The sequence below is a fragment of the Arthrobacter sp. SAFR-044 genome, assembly GCF_059414985.1.
Map to the genome: position 1 here is coordinate 34085 of NZ_JBPFDN010000006.1, position 19700 is coordinate 53784.

Genomic DNA, 19700 nt, shown 5'->3' on the forward strand with positions numbered 1-19700 from the left:
TGCAGTTACTCCTTGACGGGGATGGACTGCGACTTCAGAGCTTCGATGGTCTTCTTCTGACCGTTCTTGAGGGCATCCAGAAGCGTACCGTTGCCGCCCGTTGCCTTGCCGAAACCGTCTGAAACGTCGGTGTAGGTCTTGGTCATGGTGGGCCCCCAGGTGAAGTTCGGGTTCACGTTTGCGGATGCGTCGGCGAAGACGTCGTAGATCTTCTGGCCGCCGAAGTAGTCCACGCCGCCGGAGAAGGAGTCCAGGTCCTTGGCCGATTTCGCCGCAGGGTAAAGGCCGCCGAGCTTGTTGGCCAGCGCCAGCGCTTCAGGATCGGTGTTCAACCACAGTGCGAACTTGGAAGCCTCGTAGGGGTGCTTTGAGCCCTTCAGGACTGCCGTGGAGGAACCTCCCCAGTTGCCTGCGGCCTTTCCGCCGGCTTCCCACTGCGGCATGGGGGCAACCGCCCACTTCCCGGCCGTATCAGGCGCTCCGCTCTGCAGGGTCGAGGCGCCCCAGACAGCAGAAACCCAGGTCCACTGCTGGCCCTTGTTGAAGGAGGCATTCCACTCATCGGAGAAGGATGGCAGGGTGGATACTTCGCCCTTTTCCAGCAGCTTCTGCCAGTAGTTGGCCACCTTCTCGGACTCCTTGCCGGTCAAATTGACCTCCCACTTGTCGTTGGCGTTCGAGAACCACTGTCCTCCCGCCTGCCAGACATTGCCGGCGAACCAGTTGACGTCGCTGCGCGGGAAGTTGGTGATGTAGGAGCCGCGGGCCTTGATCTGCTCCGCAGCCGCAGCGTATTCGTCCCAGGTGGTGGGGACCTTGATGCCCGCCTCCTTGAACAGGTCGGCCCGGTAGAACATTGCCATCGGGCCGCTGTCCTGCGGAATTGCGTACACGGCCTTGTCTTCACCGAACGTGACCTGGCCCCAGGTCCAGTCGACGAACTTGTCCTTCGCGCCGGTTACCCCCTCACAGGCCGCAATGTTCTCCAGCCCGTCCTGGACCCGGAAGTTCGGCAAGGCGTCGTATTCGATTTGGCCCAGGTCAGGGGCGTTGCCGGCCTGGAGTTGGTTGAAGAAGTTTTGGTACGTGCCCGAGTTGCCGTTGGGGCCCGTCTGGACCTTCACCTTGATGTCGGGGTGGTCCTTGTTCCAGAGGTCCACCACCTTGTCCATGCCGGGTACCCAGGTGGTGAACGACAATTCAACCGGCCCGGAGGAGGGCTTGCAGGACGTGTCCTGGGACGCGGAGGTGCTTTCGCCGCTTGAGCAGCCCGCAAGGGACAGCGCCGAGACTATGGCAAAGGCGGCAGTGGCTTTTCCGTAACGCACGCGCATTTCTATTCCTTATTGGTGGGGTGGGTGTACCGGGGCGGGGCGCCGCGGGACGTGTAATGGGGGGAACTGCAGAGGTTATTTGACGCTTCCGGCGCCAAGGCCGCTGCTCCAGAAGCGCTGCAGCGCCAGGAACGTCGCGATAAGCGGAAGGATCGACACCAGGGCGCCGACGATGACCAGGACCCGCAGTTCCGGAATCTGGCTGATTTGGCTGTTCCACGCGTAGAGTCCCAGCGTGACCGGGAACAGGGCCTGGTCCCGCAGCATGATCAGGGGCAGGAAGAAGTTGTTCCAGATGGCCACGAACTGGAACAGGAAAATGGTCACCAGGGCGGGAGCCATCAGCCGGGTGGAAACGGTGAAGAACGTCCTGGCTTCCGAGGAACCATCCAGGCGCGCCGCCTCCAGCAGTTCCGTGGGGACGCTTGCAGCGGCATAAATCCGCGCGAGGTAGACGCCGAAGGGGCTGACGAGGCTGGGCAGGAAGACGGCCCAGAGGGTGTTGGTGAGTTTCACCTGGCTGAAGATCAGGAACAGGGGAAGGGCAAGGGCCGTGGCGGGAACCAGCACGCCGCTCAGCACGACATTGAAGATTGCTTCCCGGCCGCGGAACTCGTACTTCGCCAGTGCATAGCCGCACATGGCGGCGATGACGGTGCCCAGCAGGGCGCCGAGCCCGGCGTAGAGCGCACTGTTCAGAAGCCACCGGCCAAAGACCCCGTCGCTGTAGGTGAACAGGTTGCCAAGGTTTGCAAAGAACGTGGGGATCGAGTCCGCTGTGAACCACAGCGGCGCCGTGCCGGTGACGTCCCCTCCGTTTTTGGAGGAGGAAACCAGCAGCCACCAGATGGGCGTCAGGAAGTAGAGCGTGAAGACACCCATGATGAGCATCGCCGCGCCGCGGGACATGATGCTGTGCCGCGGGCCCCGGGGGCTGCCGGATACGGGGGCCGTCTTCTTGGACGTGGTCACGGCTGTTGCTGCGCTCACTGGGAAACCTTCCGCTGGGTCGCCTTGAGGAAGACGAAGGAAAGAACGAATGTGGCCAGCGCCAGCACCACGGAGAACGCTGCTGCCAGGCTGTAGTTCGGCACCGACGCTGTTGTGTAGACGGCCAGGTTGGGAGTGAACGTGCTGCTGATGGCTGAACTGAAACTGCGAAGGGTCTGCGGCTCGGCAAGGAGCTGGAGGGTTCCGATGATGGAAAACACTCCCGTGAGGATGATGGCCGGAACCACGAGCGGTATCTTGATCCGCCAGGCGATCTGCAGGTTGCTGGCGCCGTCCAGTTTTGCTGCCTCGTAGATTTCCGTGGGGATGGCCAGCAGTGACGAGTAAATGATCAGCATGTTGTAGCCGACGTAGACCCAGGTCACGATGTTTGCGATGGCCCAGAGGACCAGGTCTGCCGAGAGGAAGTTCACCTGTGACGTAACGGCGCCGAAGGGGGAAAGCGATGGTGAGTAGAGGAAGCCCCACATGATCGCGGCGATAACGCCCGGTACTGCGTAGGGAGCGAAAAACGCCAGCCGGAAGAACTTCTTGCCCTTCAGCAGCGGTGAATCAAGCAGCAGGGCAAACAGGAGGGCAAGACCCAGCATGACGGGCACCTGGACCACCCCGAAGAGCAGGACGCGGCCCACGGATTCCCAGAATTCGGTGTTCTGGAACACCTGCTGGTACTGGACGAAACCGCCGAAGACCTGTTGGGGAGGTCCGAAGGTGCCCTTACGCTCCACCGTGAGGAGGGATTGCACCACGGCGAAGACGATCGGCACCGCATAGAACGCCAGGAAGAGCAGGCCGAACGGCGCAACGAACAGGAGGACGGCGCGGCGCTGGGCGGCCGAAGTCTTGGGTTTCCGGGCTGGCGGTGCCCCCGTGGCCATTGCCGGAGCAGTTTGGTGTCTAGTCACTTTCATCATCCTTAAGGCCGGTGATGCGGCCAGTGGTTGGGGGTGCTGAGCTGTAGCTGCGGACGACCCGTACGGTGCCGGCAGGAATGACGACGGCGGTGGAGACTTCTTCCCCCGCGATCAGTTCGTAGCCGTGTGCAGGGTATTTGTGCTCATCGTCCGAGTGGTTGATAAGGAAGGTGTACGTGTGCTCCGCGTCTGACCTGGCAATGACTTCCAGGCCTGCCGCGGTTGCCTGCACAGCGACACCGGCTTCGGCGGCGGCTCCGGCCACAACGTCGCGGAGGGCTTGGGGATCGAGCACTGTGCCGATGTACCAGGCGTCCCCGGAGCCGTGCCGGTTGCGGGTAACTGCCGGGGTTCCGGCCAGGTGGCCTTCAGTGAAGGATGCCTTCGCCTCTGCACCCTCCAGGCGCAACGCCTCGGCCCACAGGGATGCCGTGGCTCCGTTATCCAGCGTCAGGAGCCGGCCGGGCGGCATGGGCAGGAATTCCTCCGAGCGGACGCCGAGGAGGTCCCGGAACGCGCCCGGGTAGCCCCCGGTCAGTACTCTGTCGTTTTCGTCGACAATGCCGCTGAAGTAGGTGACAACGGCGTGGCCTCCGTTGCTGACAAAGTCTGCCAGGGCCGCGGATTCCTGTTCCCGGACGAGGTAAAGGCCGGGGACCAATGCCAGCTTGTAGCGGGAGAGATCGGAGCCGGGGGCCACGATGTCCACCGTGATGCCGTTTTCCCAGAGCGCTTTGTAAAGGGAGTGCACCTGGTCCAGGTACCGTACGTCCGACGAAGGGTGCGACTCCTGGTCGTAGGCCCACCACGCTTCCCAGCTGAAAACCATTGCAGCTTCGGCCTTCACCGTGGTCCCGGCCACCCCGGCGAGCCTTTCGAGGATGTGGCCGAGCTCTTTGACTTCCCGCCAGATCCGCGAGTCCGTTCCGGCGTGGGGGAGCATTGCCGAGTGGAATTTCTCGCTGCCCTGGACAGAGGCCCGCCATTGGAAGAAGCAGAGTCCGTCCGCGCCGCGGGCCATATGCGTGAGGGAGTTGCGGAGCATCTGGCCGGGGGCCTTGGCGATGTTGCGGGGCTGCCAGTTCACGGCCGAGGTGGAATGTTCCATCAATAACCAGGGTCGGCCCTGGGCCAGTCCGCGGGTGGCGTCGGCAGCGAAGGCCAGCTCCACCGTGGGGTCCTCGAGCCGGTGGTCGAGGTAGTGGTCGTTGGCGATGACGTCCATGTGCGGCGCCCATGCCCAGTAGTCCTGGTTGCGGATGTGGGCAGCGACCATGAAATTGGTGGTGACCGGGATGCTGCTGTGCTTCCTCAGCACGTCCGCCTCTGATTGGTAGTAGCCAAGCAGTTCGTCGGAGCTGAAGCGTTGGAAGTCCAGCAGCTGGGTGGGGTTGTTGGTGGAGACCGTGCTTCGCGGGGGCAGGATTTGCTCCCAGGCCGAGTAGCGCTGGGACCAGAACGTGGTGCCCCAGGCGCTGTTAAGCGCATCGAGGGTGCCGTAACGCGCGGCAAGCCAGGTGCGGAAAGCGGCGGCGGACACGTCGCAGTAGCAGAGGGCGTTGTGGCAGCCGAGTTCATTCGAAACATGCCACAGCCGTACTGCCGGGTGCGAGCCGTAGCGCCGTACAACTTCGTCCACGAGCCGGAGGGCATACTCCCGGTAGCGCGGGGAACTGGGGCACCACGCCTGCCGTCCACCGGGCCATGCCCGGACCCCCGTTGCGGACTCCGGGAGGATTTCCGGATGCAGGGTGGTCAGCCACGCAGGGGTGGATGAGGTGCCGGTGCCGAGGTTGGCCCCGATGCCATTGGCGTGCAGCAAATCCAAGACCTGGTCAAGACCTTCAAAGGAGTAGGTCCCGGGGGAGGGCTCCAATTCGGCCCAGCCAAAGATGTTTACCGCAACGAGGTTGACCCCCGCCTCCTTCATGAGCCGGACATCTTCCTGCCAGACGGCGGGATCCCACTGCTCCGGGTTGTAATCGCAGCCGTAAACGAGCTGTCCGTTCCCGGAAAGCTCGGCAACTGACGTTGTGATGGGGCTCAACCCTGCTCCTTCGGCTTGCTGCAAACGTGCAAGACGGGGAAGCCCCTACTCTTGGACGCTGTTGTCTCAACGATCTCTGTGAACGTTCCCAGACCCAGTCGACAAATAGTGATGCAGGTCATCTGGGAACGTTCCCAGAGTACGGGGGCACTTGGGGCCGTGTCAATGTCTGCGGGAGGACGTCCCCCGTCCAGACTCCGCTACAGTACAAATATGTCGCTGACACGCACCCGTGCCCGCCGCGCCACCATCAACGATGTCGCGGACGCCGCCGGGCTTTCCCGGGGGACCGTTTCACGCGTCATGAACGGGGAAAAATATGTCTCCGACGAGGCCAAGCAGGCCGTGGAAGAAGCCATCGCCCGGGTGGGATACGTCCGCAACAACGCTGCCCGCAACCTGGTCACCCAGGAATCCCGGGCCATCGGGCTGATCATCCACGAACCCCACTCGCTATTGTTCGAAGACCCCAACATTGGCTCCATCCTGCTGGGCGCCAACGAGGTGCTGTCCAAGGCTGATTACCAACTGGTTTCGCTGATCATCGATTCGGACCGCGACAGCCGCAGGGTGGCGGATTACCTGCGGGGCGGCCTGGTTGACGGCGCAGTCATCATCTCGGCGCGCGCCTCTGATCCCATTGCGGCGGCCATAGCGGACATCGGATTGCCCGCGGCATTTGTCGGCCACCCCGAAGGAACCCCGGCGCTGCCGTACGCCGCCATTGACAACGTTGAGGCTGCCCGGAGCATCACCAACAGGCTGCTGGGAACGGGGCGGAAACAGGTGGGGATGATCGCCAGTGCCTTGGACCGCGACTCGGGAAAGGACCGGCTTGCCGGATTCCAAAAGGCAATGGGCGGCCGCTTTGACCCGAACCTGGTGGTGGAATATCCGTTGTACACCTATGCTGCCGGCTTGGAGGGAATGCAGGAGCTGCTGCGGCGCGCTCCCCACCTGGACGGAGTTTTCGCGGCATCGGATGCCGTGGCGGCTGGAGCCATGACGGCATTGCAGGAGGCCGGGCGGCGGGTCCCGGAGGACGTAGGAATCGTAGGGTTCGACGACAGCAGTTGGGCCCTTCGCTGCAGGCCACAGCTGTCCACCGTTCGCCAGCCGGCCGACCTTTTGGGGAGCACCGCCGCTGAACTCGTCCTGGCGCAGCTTCAGGGACTGCCGGGTACGCCCCGTGTCCTCGAGACCACCATCATGTGGCGCGGATCAGCGTAACCGCGCTTACGCGGGCACCACGCGGAGTTTGGCCCGTTCGCCAAGGACGCGCTGGGCCTCGGCGCTGAGCCCGGCATCGCTGATGACCTCATCCACGTCATCGAGTGCTGCGATGGAGCTGATGCCCAGCATGCCCCACTTGGTGTGGTCGGCAAGGACCACGGTTTTGCGGGCGGCGGCCACGAACGCGCGGTCGGTTTCGGCTTCGAGCAGGTTGGGAGTGGTGAACCCGGCGTCCGCGTCCATGCCGTGGACGCCCAGGAACAGGACGTCGAGATGCAGTTGCCTGAGGGCTCCGGTGGCGATGGGCCCGACCAGGGCGTCCGACGGCGTGCGTTCGCCACCTATCAGGATCACGGTGGACCCGCCGGGGTGGAAGAGATCGGCAATCCGCATCGAATTGGTCACCACGGTGATGCGCGGACCGGCTGTCAGTTCCCTCGCCAGCGCCCACGTGGTGGTGCCTGCACTCAAGCCGACCGCCATGCCTTCCTGCACCAGCCCCGCGGCGGCCACCGCGATGGCACGCTTCTCCGCCGTCAGCTGCGTGGACTTCAGCTCGAAACCGGGCTCGTGGGTGCTGGCGTCCCCCGGAAGTTTCGCGCCCCCATGGATGCGTTCCAGCTTCCCGCCCTCTTCAAGCTGCTCAATGTCCCGCCGCACAGTCATCAGCGACACGCCCAGCTGCGCGGCCAGGTCCGAAACCCGCACCACGCGCTCGCGCTGGACGGCATCCACGATGGCCTGGTGTCGAGCAGCTGCAAGCATGTGAACGGATTCCTTCATCGAGGGTTGCGGGGTTTGCTCCCAGCATACGGCGACGGCGCCACCCGGCCGGGCGGCGCCGTCGTCAAACCATGCCTACTTCCGGAGTGACGCGGCGATCTGCTGCATGATGGCCGGGTCCGAAAGGGTGGTGGCGTCGCCCGGATCGCGGCCTTCCGCGACGTCTTTGAGGAGGCGGCGCATGATCTTGCCGGAGCGGGTCTTGGGCAGCTCCGGCACCACCAGGATGTTCTTGGGCTTGGCGATGGGGCCGATTTCCTTGCCCACGTGGTTGCGCAGTTCCTGGACGGTGGCATCGCCGTTGTTCGCGGCGTCGCCGCGCAGGATGACGAACGCGACGACGGCCTGGCCGGTGGTCTCGTCCGTGGCGCCCACGACGGCGGCCTCCGCTACTGAGGGGTGGCTCACCAGTGCGGATTCGATCTCGGTGGTGGAGAGTCGGTGCCCGGAAACGTTCATGACGTCATCCACCCGGCCCAGCAGCCAGATGTCGCCGTCTTCGTCCCTCTTGGCGCCGTCGCCGGCGAAGTACATGTTCTCGAAGCGGGACCAGTACGTGTCCTTGAAGCGTTCCGGGTCACCCCAGATGCCCCGCAGCATGGCTGGCCAGGGCTCCCGGATGACCAGGAAGCCGCCGTGGCCGTTAGGGACTGATTCGCCCATCTCGTCGACGACGTCCACGGCGATGCCGGGCAGCGGCACCTGGGCGGAGCCGGGCTTGGTGGCGGTAACCCCGGGGAGCGGGGCGATCATCTGGGCACCGGTTTCGGTCTGCCACCAGGTGTCAACGATGGGTGCCTTGTCGCCGCCGATGACCTTGCGGTACCACATCCAGGCTTCGGGGTTGATCGGTTCCCCGACCGAACCCAGCACGCGGAGCGACGAGAGGTCGTACTTCGCCGGGATGTCCGAACCCCACTTCATGAAGGTGCGGATGGCGGTGGGCGCGGTGTAGAGGATGGAGACCTTGTACTTCTCCACGATCTCCCACCAGCGGCCCTGGTGCGGGGAGTCCGGCGTGCCTTCGTACATGACCTGGGTGGCGCCGTTGATGAGCGGGGCGTAGGCGACGTAGGAGTGGCCGGTGACCCAGCCGACGTCGGCCGTGCACCAGTACACGTCCGTTTCCGGGCGGAGGTCGAAGACTGCCTTGTGGGTGTAGGCCGTCTGGGTGAGGTACCCGCCGGTGGTGTGCAGGATCCCCTTGGGCTTCCCGGTGGTGCCTGAGGTGTACAGGATGTACAGCGGGTGTTCCGAATCGTGGCCCGGCGCGGTGTGCTCTGACGAGGCGGTGCCGACGGTGTCGGCCCACCAGTGGTCGCGGCCTTCCTTCCAGTCGACGTCCTGGCCGTTGCGCTTGACCACTACCACGTTCTGCACCGTGTGGCCGCCCGCATCTCCCTCGTGGGACAACGCGTCGTCGACGGCGGCCTTGAGCGGGCTCGGCTTGCCGCGGCGGTAAGTGCCGTCCGCGGTGACCACGAGCTTGGCCTCGGCGTCGTCGATCCGGGATCGGAGGGCTTCGGCGGAGAATCCGCCGAACACCACGGAGTGGACCGCCCCGATCCGGGCGCAGGCCAGCAGGGTGATGACCGCTTCCGGGATCATGGGAAGGTACACGGCCACGCGGTCGCCCTTGGCCACACCCAGGGACTCGAAGGCGTTGGCAGCCTTTTTCACCTCTTCGGTCAGCTGCGCATACGTGTACGTCCGGGTATCACCGGGTTCGCCCTCAAAGTAGATGGCCACGCGGTCTCCGTTGCCGGCCTCGACGTGCCGGTCCAGGGCGTTGTACGCGGCATTGAGCTCACCGCCCACAAACCACTTCGCGAAGGGCGGATCGGACCAGTCAAGGGCCTGCGTGAAGTCCTTGGACCAGGTCAGCAGTTCCCTGGCCTTCTTGGCCCAAAAAGCCGGCCGGTCGGCGTCCGCTTCCCCGTACTCGGCGGCGGTGACGACGGCGTTGGCAGCGAACTCCGGGGAGGGCGGGAAGGCCCTGGTCTCATGAAGCAGGTTCGCAAAGGCATCGCCCTGGTGGCCTTGCTGACCTGCCGGCTGGGCGGAAGCGGAAGGAACGGTGGCCGTGGAGCTGGGAGTGTCCTGGGACATGTGAACCTCATCATTCATCGATCTTTGCCGCGCGGGATGCCGCCACCGCGGGGCCCACCGTTCGCACGGCACTGGGCTCCAGCCGGCGCGGACATACCGCAAAGAGCTGTTCCGCAACCTAGCCTAATGCTTGCCGCGTATCCTCTGTGCTCCCCGTCACAGACGCGGCCATGAGCGGCATTTTTTAAGCGGTGAATGGTGTCCGCATTACTCATCCCGGCGCCCCGAAGGCTTGCTCCAGCTAGTGATCAGCCAGGCTGTTGACTAGGCTGAGATGGAATTGTGACTTCACTTCGGACCGCCCCGGCCAGGCACAAACAGCGGCTTGCCGGGCCCGGACCGCATGTCAAGACGGCACAGTTTTCGGGTCCGGACCGGGCCCGGTGCCGCCACGCTAAGGAGAGCAGAATGAACCAGCAGAGCTTCGGCCAGCGAACGGGCCCGGACACCGAGGCGGGCCGCGAAGGCTCCGGATCCGCCGCCGGGGGACCGGGGAACCCGTCGCCCGCCGGTAACACCGCCAACGGACAGGTGGCAGGGCAGAAGGCTGGCTCGGGAAAGATCGACCCGAACGCCAACCAGGCGGTCCTTGGCCCCTTTACCGTGCGGGACCTGGCCGTCTTCGCCGGCACCGTGATCCTGTTCGTTGCGTCCTTGCTGCCCCTTTTCGGTTCCCGGTACAACCTGTGGAACCTGAACAACCTGTTCTTCCTTGGACTGGGCATCATCCTGCCGTTGATCGCAGGCGCGCTGTTCGCCGCCCGCCGCCTGGCCCCTGCCACGAAGATCCGGGTTGGTTCGCTCTCGATCGACCAGTTCGCCTCCGTGGTGGCCTCCTTCGCCCTGGCCTTCTTCTTCCTGTCGGTGGCGGGTGGATACGTGACCAGCCTGCTGGTGGGCCTGATCGGCTCGCTGGTCCTGTTCGCTGCCACAGTGCTGGGCCGTTTCCTGCCGTACCTGTCCGGTGACTTCAAGGACCGGCCCGAGGTCCCGGCGCATGTCGTGGCACGCGAAGCCGCGGTTCCTGCGCGGAAGCCGCGGGCCCCCAAAGCGCCAAAGCCGGAGTCCGGCCCGAACCAGTCTAAGGGTGGCTTCAAGGGCGCGGGTGTATTCGGCGGTGCCGGTGCCGGCTCCTCCGCCGTCCAGCCGGGGACTGCCAGCCCCAGTCCCAGCCCTGAACCGGTCCGTTCCACGCAGGCTCCCGCCACCGCTGCTGTCCCCGTTGCCACCGCCGGGGCCTCGACCTCAGGAACCGCCGGTGCCGCAGTTCCCACGTCGGGAGCCGGCGCTGCTGGAGCCGGCGCCGCAGCCGCCAGGACTGCCGGGCCGGCCACGTCTGCGCCTGTGTCAACCGCCCCCGAAGCTTCGGACCGCACCCCCGCGGTGGACGCCGGCCCGCCCACCCAGGCAGCCGACGTCGTCCGCCCTGCTCCTGCCCCGGCTGTTGAGGAGACCCAGTACGGGGACGTCCCCACAGCCAATGCGCCCCAGGCGGCATGGGAGCCGCCCGCTGCCACCGCCGTCCATCAGCAGGTCCGTGCCGAACAGCCCATCGGGGCCACCGTGGACCCGGCGAACCGCCATGACGAGATGGACGGGCAGCCGATCCACGAGGCCTTCTGGTTTGCCGTTGCCCAGCACCGCACCGCCTTCGACCCCCGGACCGGTGCGCCCGCCTTCGTGATTGAACCCGGCGGCTGGGTACTGGCACTCGAGGACCGCGGCCACGAATTCCTGGTCCAGCACACTGACGGGCGGCTGGGCGTGCTGCGCGACCTCAGCAACATCGAGCGCGGCTGACGCCGGTGGCCGGGGCCCGCACCAAGACCGGCCAGGCCGCAGGGATGCCCGTGGTCTCGTCCGAATCCGTCCTGGCGCTTAAGCGGAGGGCGCGGCGCATCCACAAGGCCCTGGCCGAGAAATACCCGTACGCCCATGCGGAACTGGACTTCCGCAACCCGTTCGAACTGCTCGTGGCCACCGTCCTGTCGGCCCAAACCACCGACGTCACGGTCAACCAGGTCACCAAAGTGCTGTTCGCGCGGTGGCCGAATGCACGGGCCCTGGCCGAGGCGGACCCCACCGAGCTCGAGGCCATCCTCAAGCCCACCGGATTCTTCCGTGCCAAGGCGAAGAACGTCCAGGCGCTGTGCACGCGGCTGGTGGACGAGTTTGACGGCGAGGTTCCCGGCCGGATGAAGGAACTGGTCACGTTGCCCGGTGTGGGGCGCAAGACGGCCAACGTGGTGCTGGCCAACGCTTTCGGCGTCCCGGGCATCTCCGTGGACACGCACTTCGCCCGCCTCGCGAAGCGGTTTGGGTGGACCCAGTCGGAGGACCCCGTGCAGATCGAACAGGACGTGGCCGAACTGTTCGAGCGCAGGGACTGGACCATGCTGTCCCATCGGGTCATCTTCCATGGCCGCCGCGTCTGCCACGCCCGGAAGCCCGCCTGCGGGGCCTGCCCCGTGGCCAACTGGTGCCCAAGTTACGGGCTGGGCGAGACCGATCCCGTCAAGGCTGCCAAGCTTCTCAAATACGAACTCGCTCCCGGCAGCGAGGAGCTGCTGGAGCAGTACCTCGCAGAACAGCACCGGGCCGCGGAGATCCGGATGGCTTCCCAAAAGAGGACCCCTTGAGCGCACGCGAAGACCTTGCCCGGCTGGTCCGGCGGGCTCAAACCGGAACGGCCGGGCCTCCTGATCCGCGCTGGGCAGCCCTGACGGTGGACGCGGCACGCGCCCGCAGGGCTGCAGTCCTGATGCTCTTCGGGGTCCTCGACGACGTCCCCGCGGCGTCCGGCAAGCCACTCGCGCCGGCAGACCTTGACGTCCTGCTGCTGGAACGCGCCCACACTCTGGGGTCCCACCCCGGCCAGGTGGCGTTTCCCGGCGGCGGCATCGACAGGAACGAAACCCCCATAGCGGCTGCGCTCCGGGAAGCCGAAGAGGAGACCGGACTGGATGCAGGCGGGGTCGAGGTGCTGGGGACACTCCAGGAGTTGGGCCTGGCGCACAGCAACTTCCTGGTGACGCCTGTTCTCGGGTGGTGGCAGGCGCCCTCACCGGTCCGGGTGGTGGACTACGGCGAATCCGCCCAGGTGTTCCGCGTCCCGGTGCGGGACCTGCTTGACCCGGACAACAGGGTGATGGCCACCGTCCACCGGGCAGGGCGGACCTTCGACAGCCCCGCGTTCACGGTGAACGGCGTGGTGGTGTGGGGTTTCACGGGCATTGTGCTCAGTGGCCTCTTCGACCAGCTGGGCTGGTCGGTTCCGTGGGACCGGAACCGGCTGCATCCGATCGGGGCCTGACCTTCAGGAGGCCAGGCCTTCAGTAGTCCAGGCTTCAGGCCTGCTGCCGCAAGTCCACCACAATGGCGGTGGCGGCGTTCTCCCGCATGGCCTTGATGCCGTCGCGGAGCATGGTCAGGGACCTGAAGGTTGGCGAAACGGCAACGGTGTTGCCCTCGGCGTCGGTGAGGCGCAGCCGGTACGACTCGTCGCCTGTGCGGTGTATTTCAAATCTTCCCGCCATGGACGGGGACCTCCCTGGTATGCGTCGTTGCATCAGCGTGTGGACCGGTCTGTTTCAGCCACCGGTTCCGACTGTAACCTGCGCCACCCTACCCGTCGAGCTACTGCCGGGTAGGTTACCTTGCGTCTCGTTTGCAGGTACTTGGCGCCCTTCAGGAAAGCTATTTCGCCAGGTTGTAGGAGTCGACGACGGCGAGGCTGACCGGGAACTCCACCGGGATCCGTCCGAACAACAACTCCTTCGCGGCACGGGCTGATTCTTCGATCGCTGAGATGCAGGCGTCCACACCGTCAGAGGGCGCATGCACCATCACCTCGTCGTGCAGGAAGAAGACCAACTCAGCCCCGACAGCCCGGCCGCTGCCGCCGGTGCCGGGCGTCCGCAAGATGCGCAGCCGCCGTCGTAATTCCGCCAGCCAGCATGCCGCCCAGTCCGCCGCAGAGCCCTGGACCACAAAATTCCGGGTGAAACGCCCACGGGACCGGGCAATGGACTCTGCCCGCCGCTGCTCTTCAGCCGTGGTGGAGCGCTGGCTCAGGAACCACCGCTCCGATGGCGGTGGGCTGCTGCGGCCCAACCGGGTGGTCACCGTCCCGCCGGCTTCGCCTGCCCGCGCCGCCCGCTCCACAAAGTCGACGGCACGCGGATAGGTGCGCGCCAGCTGCGGCATCAGGCGCCCTGCCTCACCGGAGGTGGCCCCGTACATGGCGCCCAGCAGGGCCATCTTCGCTTTGGCCCGGTCTCCGCCGAAGCCCTTGGCGGCGATCCCGGCATACAGGTCCTGGTCCCGGGCGGCCTCCGCCATGGAGGAGTCCTGGGCGAGGGCCACCAGGACACGCGGCTCCAGCTGGGAGGCATCCGCGACGATCAGTTTGTGGCCGGGGTCTGCGTGCACCGCGCCGCGGACCTGGCGCGGGATCTGCAGCGCGCCGCCGCCGCGGGACGCCCAGCGCCCCGAAACAACCCCGCCCACCACATACTCGGGCCGGAACCTGCCGCCGTCCACCCAGGCATCCAGCCAGGACCAGCCGTTGGCCGTGTGGAGGCGGGAGAGCTTCTTGTATTCCAGCAACGGCTCGATGACGGGGTGGCTGGATTCCCTGAGCTCCCATTTCCGGGTGCTCTTCACCTCGATGCCGTTCCGGTGCAGGGCGCGCATCAGGTCCTGCGGCGAGTCCGGGTTGAGGCCCGGGGAATTGAGCAGCGTGCGCAGTTCCGCGGCCAATGCCTCCAGTCTTTGCGGGCGCTGGCCGGCGGGCGGGCGCGGACCCAGCTGGTCAACCAGGATCTGTTCGTGCAGGTCCTCCCGCCAGGGGACGCCGGCGTGCTGCATTTCGGCAGCAACCATGGCAGACGCCGACTCCGCCGCCAGCAGCAGCTGCAGGCGGTTCCGGAGGTTCTCCACGATTTCTACGCCGGCGAGGGCGCCCTGCTGGGCAGCGTACTCGGCGCGGAGTTCCTCGAGGGCCCAGCCGGGCGCCGGCCCGGCACCTGGGTCGTCGAACAGCGCGCCTTGGTCCGCAGGGGGACGGGGCGGCAGCAATGACTTCGGCGGAAGCACCGGGTCCTCCACCGGGACCCTGTCTGTATTCCTGGCGTAGTCGGTGTGGGCGCTGAACTGCGAAAAGGCCAGGATGTTGCCGCAGAGCGTGACGTCGTAGCAGCGCTCCACCTCCACGCCTGCTGCGAGCAGGGCGGGGTACCAGTCCTGCGTCCGGTGCCAGATCCAGCGCGGCGGCTGTCCGCCGGGGCGCCGGGCTTCCAGTTCACGGACGACGGCGGAGAGCTCGTTGGGTGCCACCAGCCGGGGCTCGGGGTTGGCCGGTTGGGGGTGGCCTGCCTGTGTCAGTTCCTGCAGTGCCACACCGCGGGGGTGGGCGGCGAGCAGCAGGTACATGCTCCCATTGTGCCTTGCCGGGAGCGGTGGCTCCGGTTGTCCACATACGGGGTTCGCCCCCTTATCTGTCTTTCGCGGCCGCGGCAGAGTGGCTCCATGAGCAGGCACCAGCTGAAAGCACCGCAACCCGGGCCGGGGCAGGCCACAGGTTCCTCCCGGCGGAAACCGAACCGGGACGCACCATCCCGCACTTCGGTGGCGGACAACCTGTCGTCGGGCAGCGAGGCGGGGTACGGTGCGGCCTGGCTGCCGGCCGGTTCCCTGCCGGGGAGTTCAGCCCCGGGTCAATCTGTGCACGATGGACTTGTGGCGGGCGGTCCAGCTTTGGGTGCTTCACCGCCGCATGGTGGGAGGCCGGACGGCTCCGGCGAGGTGCTGCTGGTTACCTCGTCCGGCGTCCTGCGCGCGGAAGTGGAGCGCATAGTGGCAGCCGCTGGTGCCCAGCTCCGCGTGGTTCCGGATGCGGTGGAGGCGGGACGTTACTGGGATGCTGCATCGGCCGTGCTGGTGGGCAGCGATGTGAGGGAGCTTCCACCGCGGCGCCGCATGCCGGCGGTCATGGTGGGCCTCGACGGAGAGGGCGACAGCCTCTGGCACCTTGCCGCCGCCCTGGGTGCTGAACGCGTTGCCGTGCTGCCCGATGCCGCTGCCTGGCTGGCGGATCATCTGAGCCGGTCGCGCTCGCCGGGTCCCGGCGGGCTGGTCCTTGGCATCACGGGAGGTTGCGGCGGGGCGGGGGCCACCACCGCCGCCATTTGGACAGCCCAGGCAGCGGCAGGCCTGGGGGCGCGCGTCCTGCTGGTGGACGGCGACCCCTGGGGCGGCGGCCTGGAGCTTGCGCTCGCCGCGGAGGACAACCCCGGGCTGCGCTGGCCGGACCTCGCGGAGGCAAGGGGCAGCATTGACCCCCTGCAGCTCTCCGACTCCCTGCCCGTCGCCGGAGGGTTTTCCTTCCTGTCCTGGCCTGCCACCCGGGAGCAGCCGGTTCCTGTCCCTGCTGCAACGGCAGCGGGTGTGCTGGACGCTGCCCGCCGTGGTTTTGAGCTGGTCGTTGTGGATGTGGGAAGGGGTGCGGAGTCGCTTCACACTGTGGCGTGGGACTGCGACCGGATCATGGTGGTGGTGCCGGCGCAGCTGAAAGCGGCGGTGGCGGCCGTGCGGCTGCTGCAGGAGCTTCCGCCGGTGGAGGCTGCCCTGCTGGTGCGGGGGCGGCCCGGTGCTGCGCTGGACGGTTCCCTGATTGCTGACGCCGTAGGGCTGCCGGTACAGGGCCGCATCCCCCACCTGCGGGCCGTCCCGGGGGCCATGGAGTCAGGCCGCCTGCTGGACCTTGGGAAGCGGCGGACCATCCGGTATTTCGGCGCCACGGTGCTCGATTGGCTTGGAGAGGACCTGCAGGCGGGGGACGTCGCATGAGGCGGCCGCCCATTGCCCCTTCGTCTCCAGCCCGGGAAACGGGCGGCGCAGGTGGGTCCGGAGGCGTTGGCGCACGGCGCAGTGCACGGATCCTGGAGGCGAACAAGGCTGGCCGCCAGGCGCGGGTCAGCGGCGCCGGTACTGGCCGGACCGTTGATTCCGGGCTGCTGGAGTCTGTCCGTGAATCGATGATGGCGGAGGCAGGAACAGTAACACCTTCGCGCGTTGCCGCGGCCGTACAGGCCACCGGCAAGCTGTTGGGCACCGCCGGAGCGCTTGCCGCAGTGGAGCGGATCAGCGCCGAGCTCAGTGGATTGGGCCCCCTGCAGGAGCTCACCAGGGATCCAGCGGTAACAGACATCTTCGTCAACGCTCCGGATTCCGTGTGGGTGGACCGCGGCCGGGGCATCGAGCGCGTACCTGTCGTGTTCGATGGCGAATCCCAGCTGCGGGCGCTGGCATGCAGGCTCGTGGCCGCAGGAGGGCGCCGCCTGGATGACGGGTCGCCCTGTGTTGATGTCAGGCTTGCCGGCGGCTACCGTGTCCACGCCGTGTTGCCGCCGGTGTCCACGTCCGGGACGCTGTTGAGCGTCCGGATCCGCAGGGAGCAGGTCTTCAGCATGGCAGAGCTGCGTACGGGCGGCATGTTCGGCCAGCGGGTGCAAACGGTGCTCGAACGGATCGTGGACAAGAGGTTGAGCTTCCTGGTCAGCGGTGCTACGGGTTCAGGGAAGACCACGCTGTTGTCCACCCTGCTGGGCCTGTGCTCCGCGCAAGAACGGCTGGTCCTGATCGAGGACGCCTCCGAACTCAATCCTGTCCACCCGCATGTGGTTGCCCTCGAATCACGCCACGGAAACCTTGAAGGCGGCGGTGCCGTGGACTTGGGGGAGCTGGTTCGCCAAGCGCTGCGCATGCGCCCGGACAGGCTGGTGGTGGGGGAGTGCAGGGGTGCTGAAGTCCGCGAGCTCCTCACCGCGATGAATACCGGGCACAGCGGTGGCGGCGGAACCATCCACGCCAATACGGCGGCCGCAGTTCCGGCCAGGCTCAACGCCCTCGGCGCGCTCGCAGGGCTCGGTCCGGAGGCCGTGCGGCTTCAGGCCGCCAGCGCCCTTGATGCTGTCATCCACGTCGGCAGGACACCCAAAGGCAGGGAAGTCCTGGGCATTGGACTCATCGCCAATGGGCCGGAAGGACTGACCGTGCTGCCGGCCATTGGGGAATCAGGTGTCCCGGGTTCCGCGTGGCCGGCGCTCACGGCCCGGCTGGGGATGAACCCCGAGGAGATCCCGTGACGCTCCTCTTCCCCGTGCTCCTGTGCAGCGCTGTGCTGCTGCTTCTCAAGCCGCCCCTGGACGCTGCTTCCAGGTTGCGCGCCGCAACCGGCAACAGGACGAAAGCGGCGGCTCCCCGGAGGGGCCTTGTCCTGCCGTGGAACAGGAAGGGCACCGCAAGGGCGGCAATAGCGCGGGGACCAGGCCTGACCCTGGTGGTGCAGCAGATGGCGGCACTGCTCCGGGGTGGCCGGACGCCCGCACGGCTGTGGGACGAGTTGTGGATGGTGTACGGCAAAGGTGATAACGGGCGGCAACATCAGGAAGCCGCCCCGCTGTCCGGGGCCATGCTGTCAAAGGGATCAGCTGCGGTCCTGGCAACCGCGCGTGCGGCCGCCGCTACCGGGGCTCCCGTTGCGGAAACCGTCCGCCGTGCCGTTTCCACGGCCTTTCCGCCCCGCGACAGGGAGGCCAGGACCTGGTTGGAGCTTGCCGCCTGCTTCGACATCGCCGAAGCCAGCGGGTGCCCGCTCGCTGACGTGCTGACCCGGTTCGCTGCCCAACTGGAAGCAGAGGATGACGCCGACGCGGCCCGGCAGACGGCTCTCGCAGGGCCCAAAGCCACCGTCCGGCTCCTGACCTGGCTTCCCTTGATGGGTCTGGGACTCGGCGCTGCCCTGGGTGTGGATCCCCTGGCCACCCTGCTGGGGACACCCCTTGGACTGGCCGCGTTGTTGGGCGGCGTGGTCCTTACCGCGGCGGGAAGGGCCTGGTCTGCCCGGTTGGTGGCGTCAGCTGCAGGGGCAGGAGCGCAATGAACCCGGTTTGGGCCCCCGGCCTGGCATTGTTCACGCTGCTCGCGGCCGGTGCATGGCTTGCCTGTCCCGGCCACGGGAGGTTGCGAAAACGGCTTCGCCGGGTGTGCCCATCCGCTGCAAGAGCACAGCAGGCGGCCGCCAAGGGGTCGGCAGCGCGTTGCGGCAGCGGCCTGAAGGATACGGCCATGATGCTCGAACTTGTGGCGGCGATGCTGGACGCCGGAGCCGGAATTGGCAGGGCCCTCGACCTGGTGGCTGCTTCCGCTGCGCCACAGTACCGGGACTCCCTGCGGCCTGTGGTCTCCGCGCTGGCCATCGGCGCTGACTGGGAAACAGCATGGCGCAGCTCCGCCGTGCGGCTCCCCGAAATCCTGGAGCTGCGGGACGCCCTGGGCTTCGCCGCGCTCACGGGGGCACCATCATCCGCGATCCTGTATGCCCAGGCTGCAAGGCTTCGCCGGGAACGCTTTCGGGCGGCGGAGAAGCGCGCCGCTTCCTTAGGCGTGAAGCTGGTGGTTCCGCTGGGCCTGTGCTCACTTCCGGCCTTCATCTGCCTCGGCGTGGTCCCGGTGCTCTTGGCCTTGGTGCCGAACGGCGCATAGCCACCCTGCCGCTTCCGTCCCCACGACTCCTCGCCCTGTCTTCCCGTCCCCGCCGCTGCTGGCCCTGTCTTCCCGTCCCCGCCGCTGCTGGCCCGTCCACTCCTCCACAGCGCTGGATCTGCAGAGCTTTTCCACTTAGCGCCCCACCTCCCTTACCGGCAACAGTTCGGCCGGGAAGAGTCAAGAGAGCCGGCAAAACCACCGGCACCAACGGAAAGGAAACACAATGCCCATCAACCACTACCGCCGCAACCCCTCCGCCGGAATGTCCACAGCCCCCTTTTCCAGGCCGATGCGGACTGCCTCCAGTCCGATGTTCGCGGGACCAACCGGCAGCCTTCGCAACACCGGCGCGGCGCCATACGCTTACGCCGTTGACTTCGATTCGACCACGGCCGCATCCACTGCACTCATGCCGAAGGCACCAGTTTCACGTGCATCCTTTCCAGCGGCATCCTTCCCGCCGCCCGGCAACGTGGTGGAGCTGTACCCCGGTGCGGGCGCCACGCGCAAGACCCGGCGCACTGCAAGGCTCGTGGGCTCGGAAGCCGGCATGGCGACGGCCGAATACGCCATTGCCACCCTGGCCGCGGTGGGATTTGCCGGGCTGCTGGTGTTCATTCTCCGCAGCGACGAAGTGCGAGGCTTCCTGCTGAACCTCATCCGCACCGCATTGGCGCTGCCGTGACGCATTCGGCAGGAGTGCTGCCGTCACGGAAGCCC

At 66.8% G+C, this 19700-nt stretch carries 17 protein-coding genes; 9 read left to right on the plus strand and 8 right to left on the minus strand.

Going from position 1 to position 19700, the window contains the following annotated elements; translation table 11 throughout:
* Nucleotides 1-5: 5 nt before the first annotated feature.
* The 4 genes from ACR65J_RS10755 to ACR65J_RS10770 all read right to left on the minus strand — a co-directional run bounded on the left by ACR65J_RS10755 (nucleotide 6) and on the right by ACR65J_RS10770 (nucleotide 5306).
* Nucleotides 6-1334 carry an ABC transporter substrate-binding protein gene (locus tag ACR65J_RS10755; RefSeq protein WP_440168528.1) on the minus strand — a complete coding sequence of 443 codons (1329 nt, stop codon included), beginning with the start codon at nucleotides 1332-1334 and terminating at the stop codon, nucleotides 6-8.
* Between the two features lie 75 nt (nucleotides 1335-1409).
* The gene (locus ACR65J_RS10760; RefSeq protein ID WP_440169085.1) at nucleotides 1410-2243 is read right to left on the minus strand and encodes a carbohydrate ABC transporter permease; all 834 of its coding nucleotides are present in this window, start codon (nucleotides 2241-2243) and stop codon (nucleotides 1410-1412) included.
* Nucleotides 2244-2320: 77 nt separating this feature from the next.
* The gene (locus ACR65J_RS10765) at nucleotides 2321-3256 is read right to left on the minus strand and encodes a carbohydrate ABC transporter permease (RefSeq protein ID WP_440168530.1); all 936 of its coding nucleotides are present in this window, start codon (nucleotides 3254-3256) and stop codon (nucleotides 2321-2323) included.
* A complete protein-coding gene (locus tag ACR65J_RS10770; protein WP_440168532.1) occupies nucleotides 3243-5306 on the minus strand; it encodes a beta-galactosidase in 2064 nt (687 codons plus the stop codon). The genes ACR65J_RS10765 and ACR65J_RS10770 overlap by 14 nt, the downstream gene beginning before the upstream one ends.
* A 213-nt stretch (nucleotides 5307-5519) precedes the next feature.
* On the opposite strand from ACR65J_RS10770, the gene ACR65J_RS10775 reads away from it, so the two are divergent.
* Nucleotides 5520-6536 carry a LacI family DNA-binding transcriptional regulator gene (locus ACR65J_RS10775; protein WP_440168534.1) on the plus strand — a complete coding sequence of 339 codons (1017 nt, stop codon included), beginning with the start codon at nucleotides 5520-5522 and terminating at the stop codon, nucleotides 6534-6536.
* A 6-nt stretch (nucleotides 6537-6542) separates the two neighbouring features.
* On the opposite strand, the gene ACR65J_RS10780 is transcribed toward ACR65J_RS10775, so the two are convergent.
* Nucleotides 6543-7304 carry a DeoR/GlpR family DNA-binding transcription regulator gene (locus ACR65J_RS10780; RefSeq protein ID WP_440168536.1) on the minus strand — a complete coding sequence of 254 codons (762 nt, stop codon included), beginning with the start codon at nucleotides 7302-7304 and terminating at the stop codon, nucleotides 6543-6545.
* A 93-nt stretch (nucleotides 7305-7397) separates the two neighbouring features.
* Complete coding sequence (acs, locus tag ACR65J_RS10785; protein ID WP_440168538.1) at nucleotides 7398-9431, minus strand: acetate--CoA ligase; 2034 nt, start codon at nucleotides 9429-9431, stop codon at nucleotides 7398-7400.
* A 408-nt stretch (nucleotides 9432-9839) separates the two neighbouring features.
* Here acs and ACR65J_RS10790 point away from each other — a divergent pair, with 408 nt between their 5' ends.
* From ACR65J_RS10790 to ACR65J_RS10800, 3 genes are read left to right on the plus strand one after another with little or no spacing between them, the layout of a single operon-like run.
* Nucleotides 9840-11231, plus strand: a complete 1392-nt coding sequence (locus ACR65J_RS10790; RefSeq protein WP_440168540.1) for an energy-coupling factor transporter transmembrane component T family protein — start codon at nucleotides 9840-9842, stop codon at nucleotides 11229-11231.
* A gap of 44 nt (nucleotides 11232-11275) precedes the next feature.
* Entirely contained in the window at nucleotides 11276-12070 is a 795-nt protein-coding gene (nth, locus tag ACR65J_RS10795) for an endonuclease III (RefSeq protein ID WP_440169087.1), read from the plus strand.
* Nucleotides 12067-12744, plus strand: a complete 678-nt coding sequence (locus ACR65J_RS10800; RefSeq protein WP_440168542.1) for an NUDIX hydrolase — start codon at nucleotides 12067-12069, stop codon at nucleotides 12742-12744. Before nth ends, ACR65J_RS10800 begins: the two co-directional genes overlap by 4 nt.
* Nucleotides 12745-12778: 34 nt before the next feature.
* Here the strand turns inward: ACR65J_RS10800 and ACR65J_RS10805 are convergent, their stop codons facing one another.
* Nucleotides 12779-12967 carry a YegP family protein gene (locus ACR65J_RS10805; RefSeq protein ID WP_440168544.1) on the minus strand — a complete coding sequence of 63 codons (189 nt, stop codon included), beginning with the start codon at nucleotides 12965-12967 and terminating at the stop codon, nucleotides 12779-12781.
* A 160-nt stretch (nucleotides 12968-13127) separates the two neighbouring features.
* On the minus strand, nucleotides 13128-14864 hold the full coding sequence (locus ACR65J_RS10810; RefSeq protein ID WP_440168546.1) for a bifunctional 3'-5' exonuclease/DNA polymerase: 1737 nt from the start codon (nucleotides 14862-14864) through the stop codon (nucleotides 13128-13130).
* 96 nt (nucleotides 14865-14960) lie between these two features.
* Between ACR65J_RS10810 and ssd the strand changes: the two genes are divergently transcribed.
* The 5 genes from ssd to ACR65J_RS10835 all read left to right on the plus strand — a co-directional run bounded on the left by ssd (nucleotide 14961) and on the right by ACR65J_RS10835 (nucleotide 19665).
* Nucleotides 14961-16280: a septum site-determining protein Ssd gene (gene ssd, locus ACR65J_RS10815; RefSeq protein ID WP_440168548.1), complete on the plus strand. Its 1320-nt coding sequence runs from the start codon at nucleotides 14961-14963 to the stop codon at nucleotides 16278-16280.
* Nucleotides 16277-17578 carry a TadA family conjugal transfer-associated ATPase gene (locus ACR65J_RS10820; RefSeq protein WP_440168550.1) on the plus strand — a complete coding sequence of 434 codons (1302 nt, stop codon included), beginning with the start codon at nucleotides 16277-16279 and terminating at the stop codon, nucleotides 17576-17578. Before ssd ends, ACR65J_RS10820 begins: the two co-directional genes overlap by 4 nt.
* Nucleotides 17575-18375: a type II secretion system F family protein gene (locus ACR65J_RS10825; RefSeq protein WP_440168552.1), complete on the plus strand. Its 801-nt coding sequence runs from the start codon at nucleotides 17575-17577 to the stop codon at nucleotides 18373-18375. The genes ACR65J_RS10820 and ACR65J_RS10825 overlap by 4 nt, the downstream gene beginning before the upstream one ends.
* Nucleotides 18372-18977, plus strand: coding sequence for a type II secretion system F family protein (locus ACR65J_RS10830; protein ID WP_440168554.1), 606 nt, complete (start codon nucleotides 18372-18374; stop codon nucleotides 18975-18977). The genes ACR65J_RS10825 and ACR65J_RS10830 overlap by 4 nt, the downstream gene beginning before the upstream one ends.
* A 226-nt stretch (nucleotides 18978-19203) precedes the next feature.
* Entirely contained in the window at nucleotides 19204-19665 is a 462-nt protein-coding gene (locus tag ACR65J_RS10835) for a DUF4244 domain-containing protein (RefSeq protein WP_440168556.1), read from the plus strand.
* Nucleotides 19666-19700: the final 35 nt, after the last annotated feature.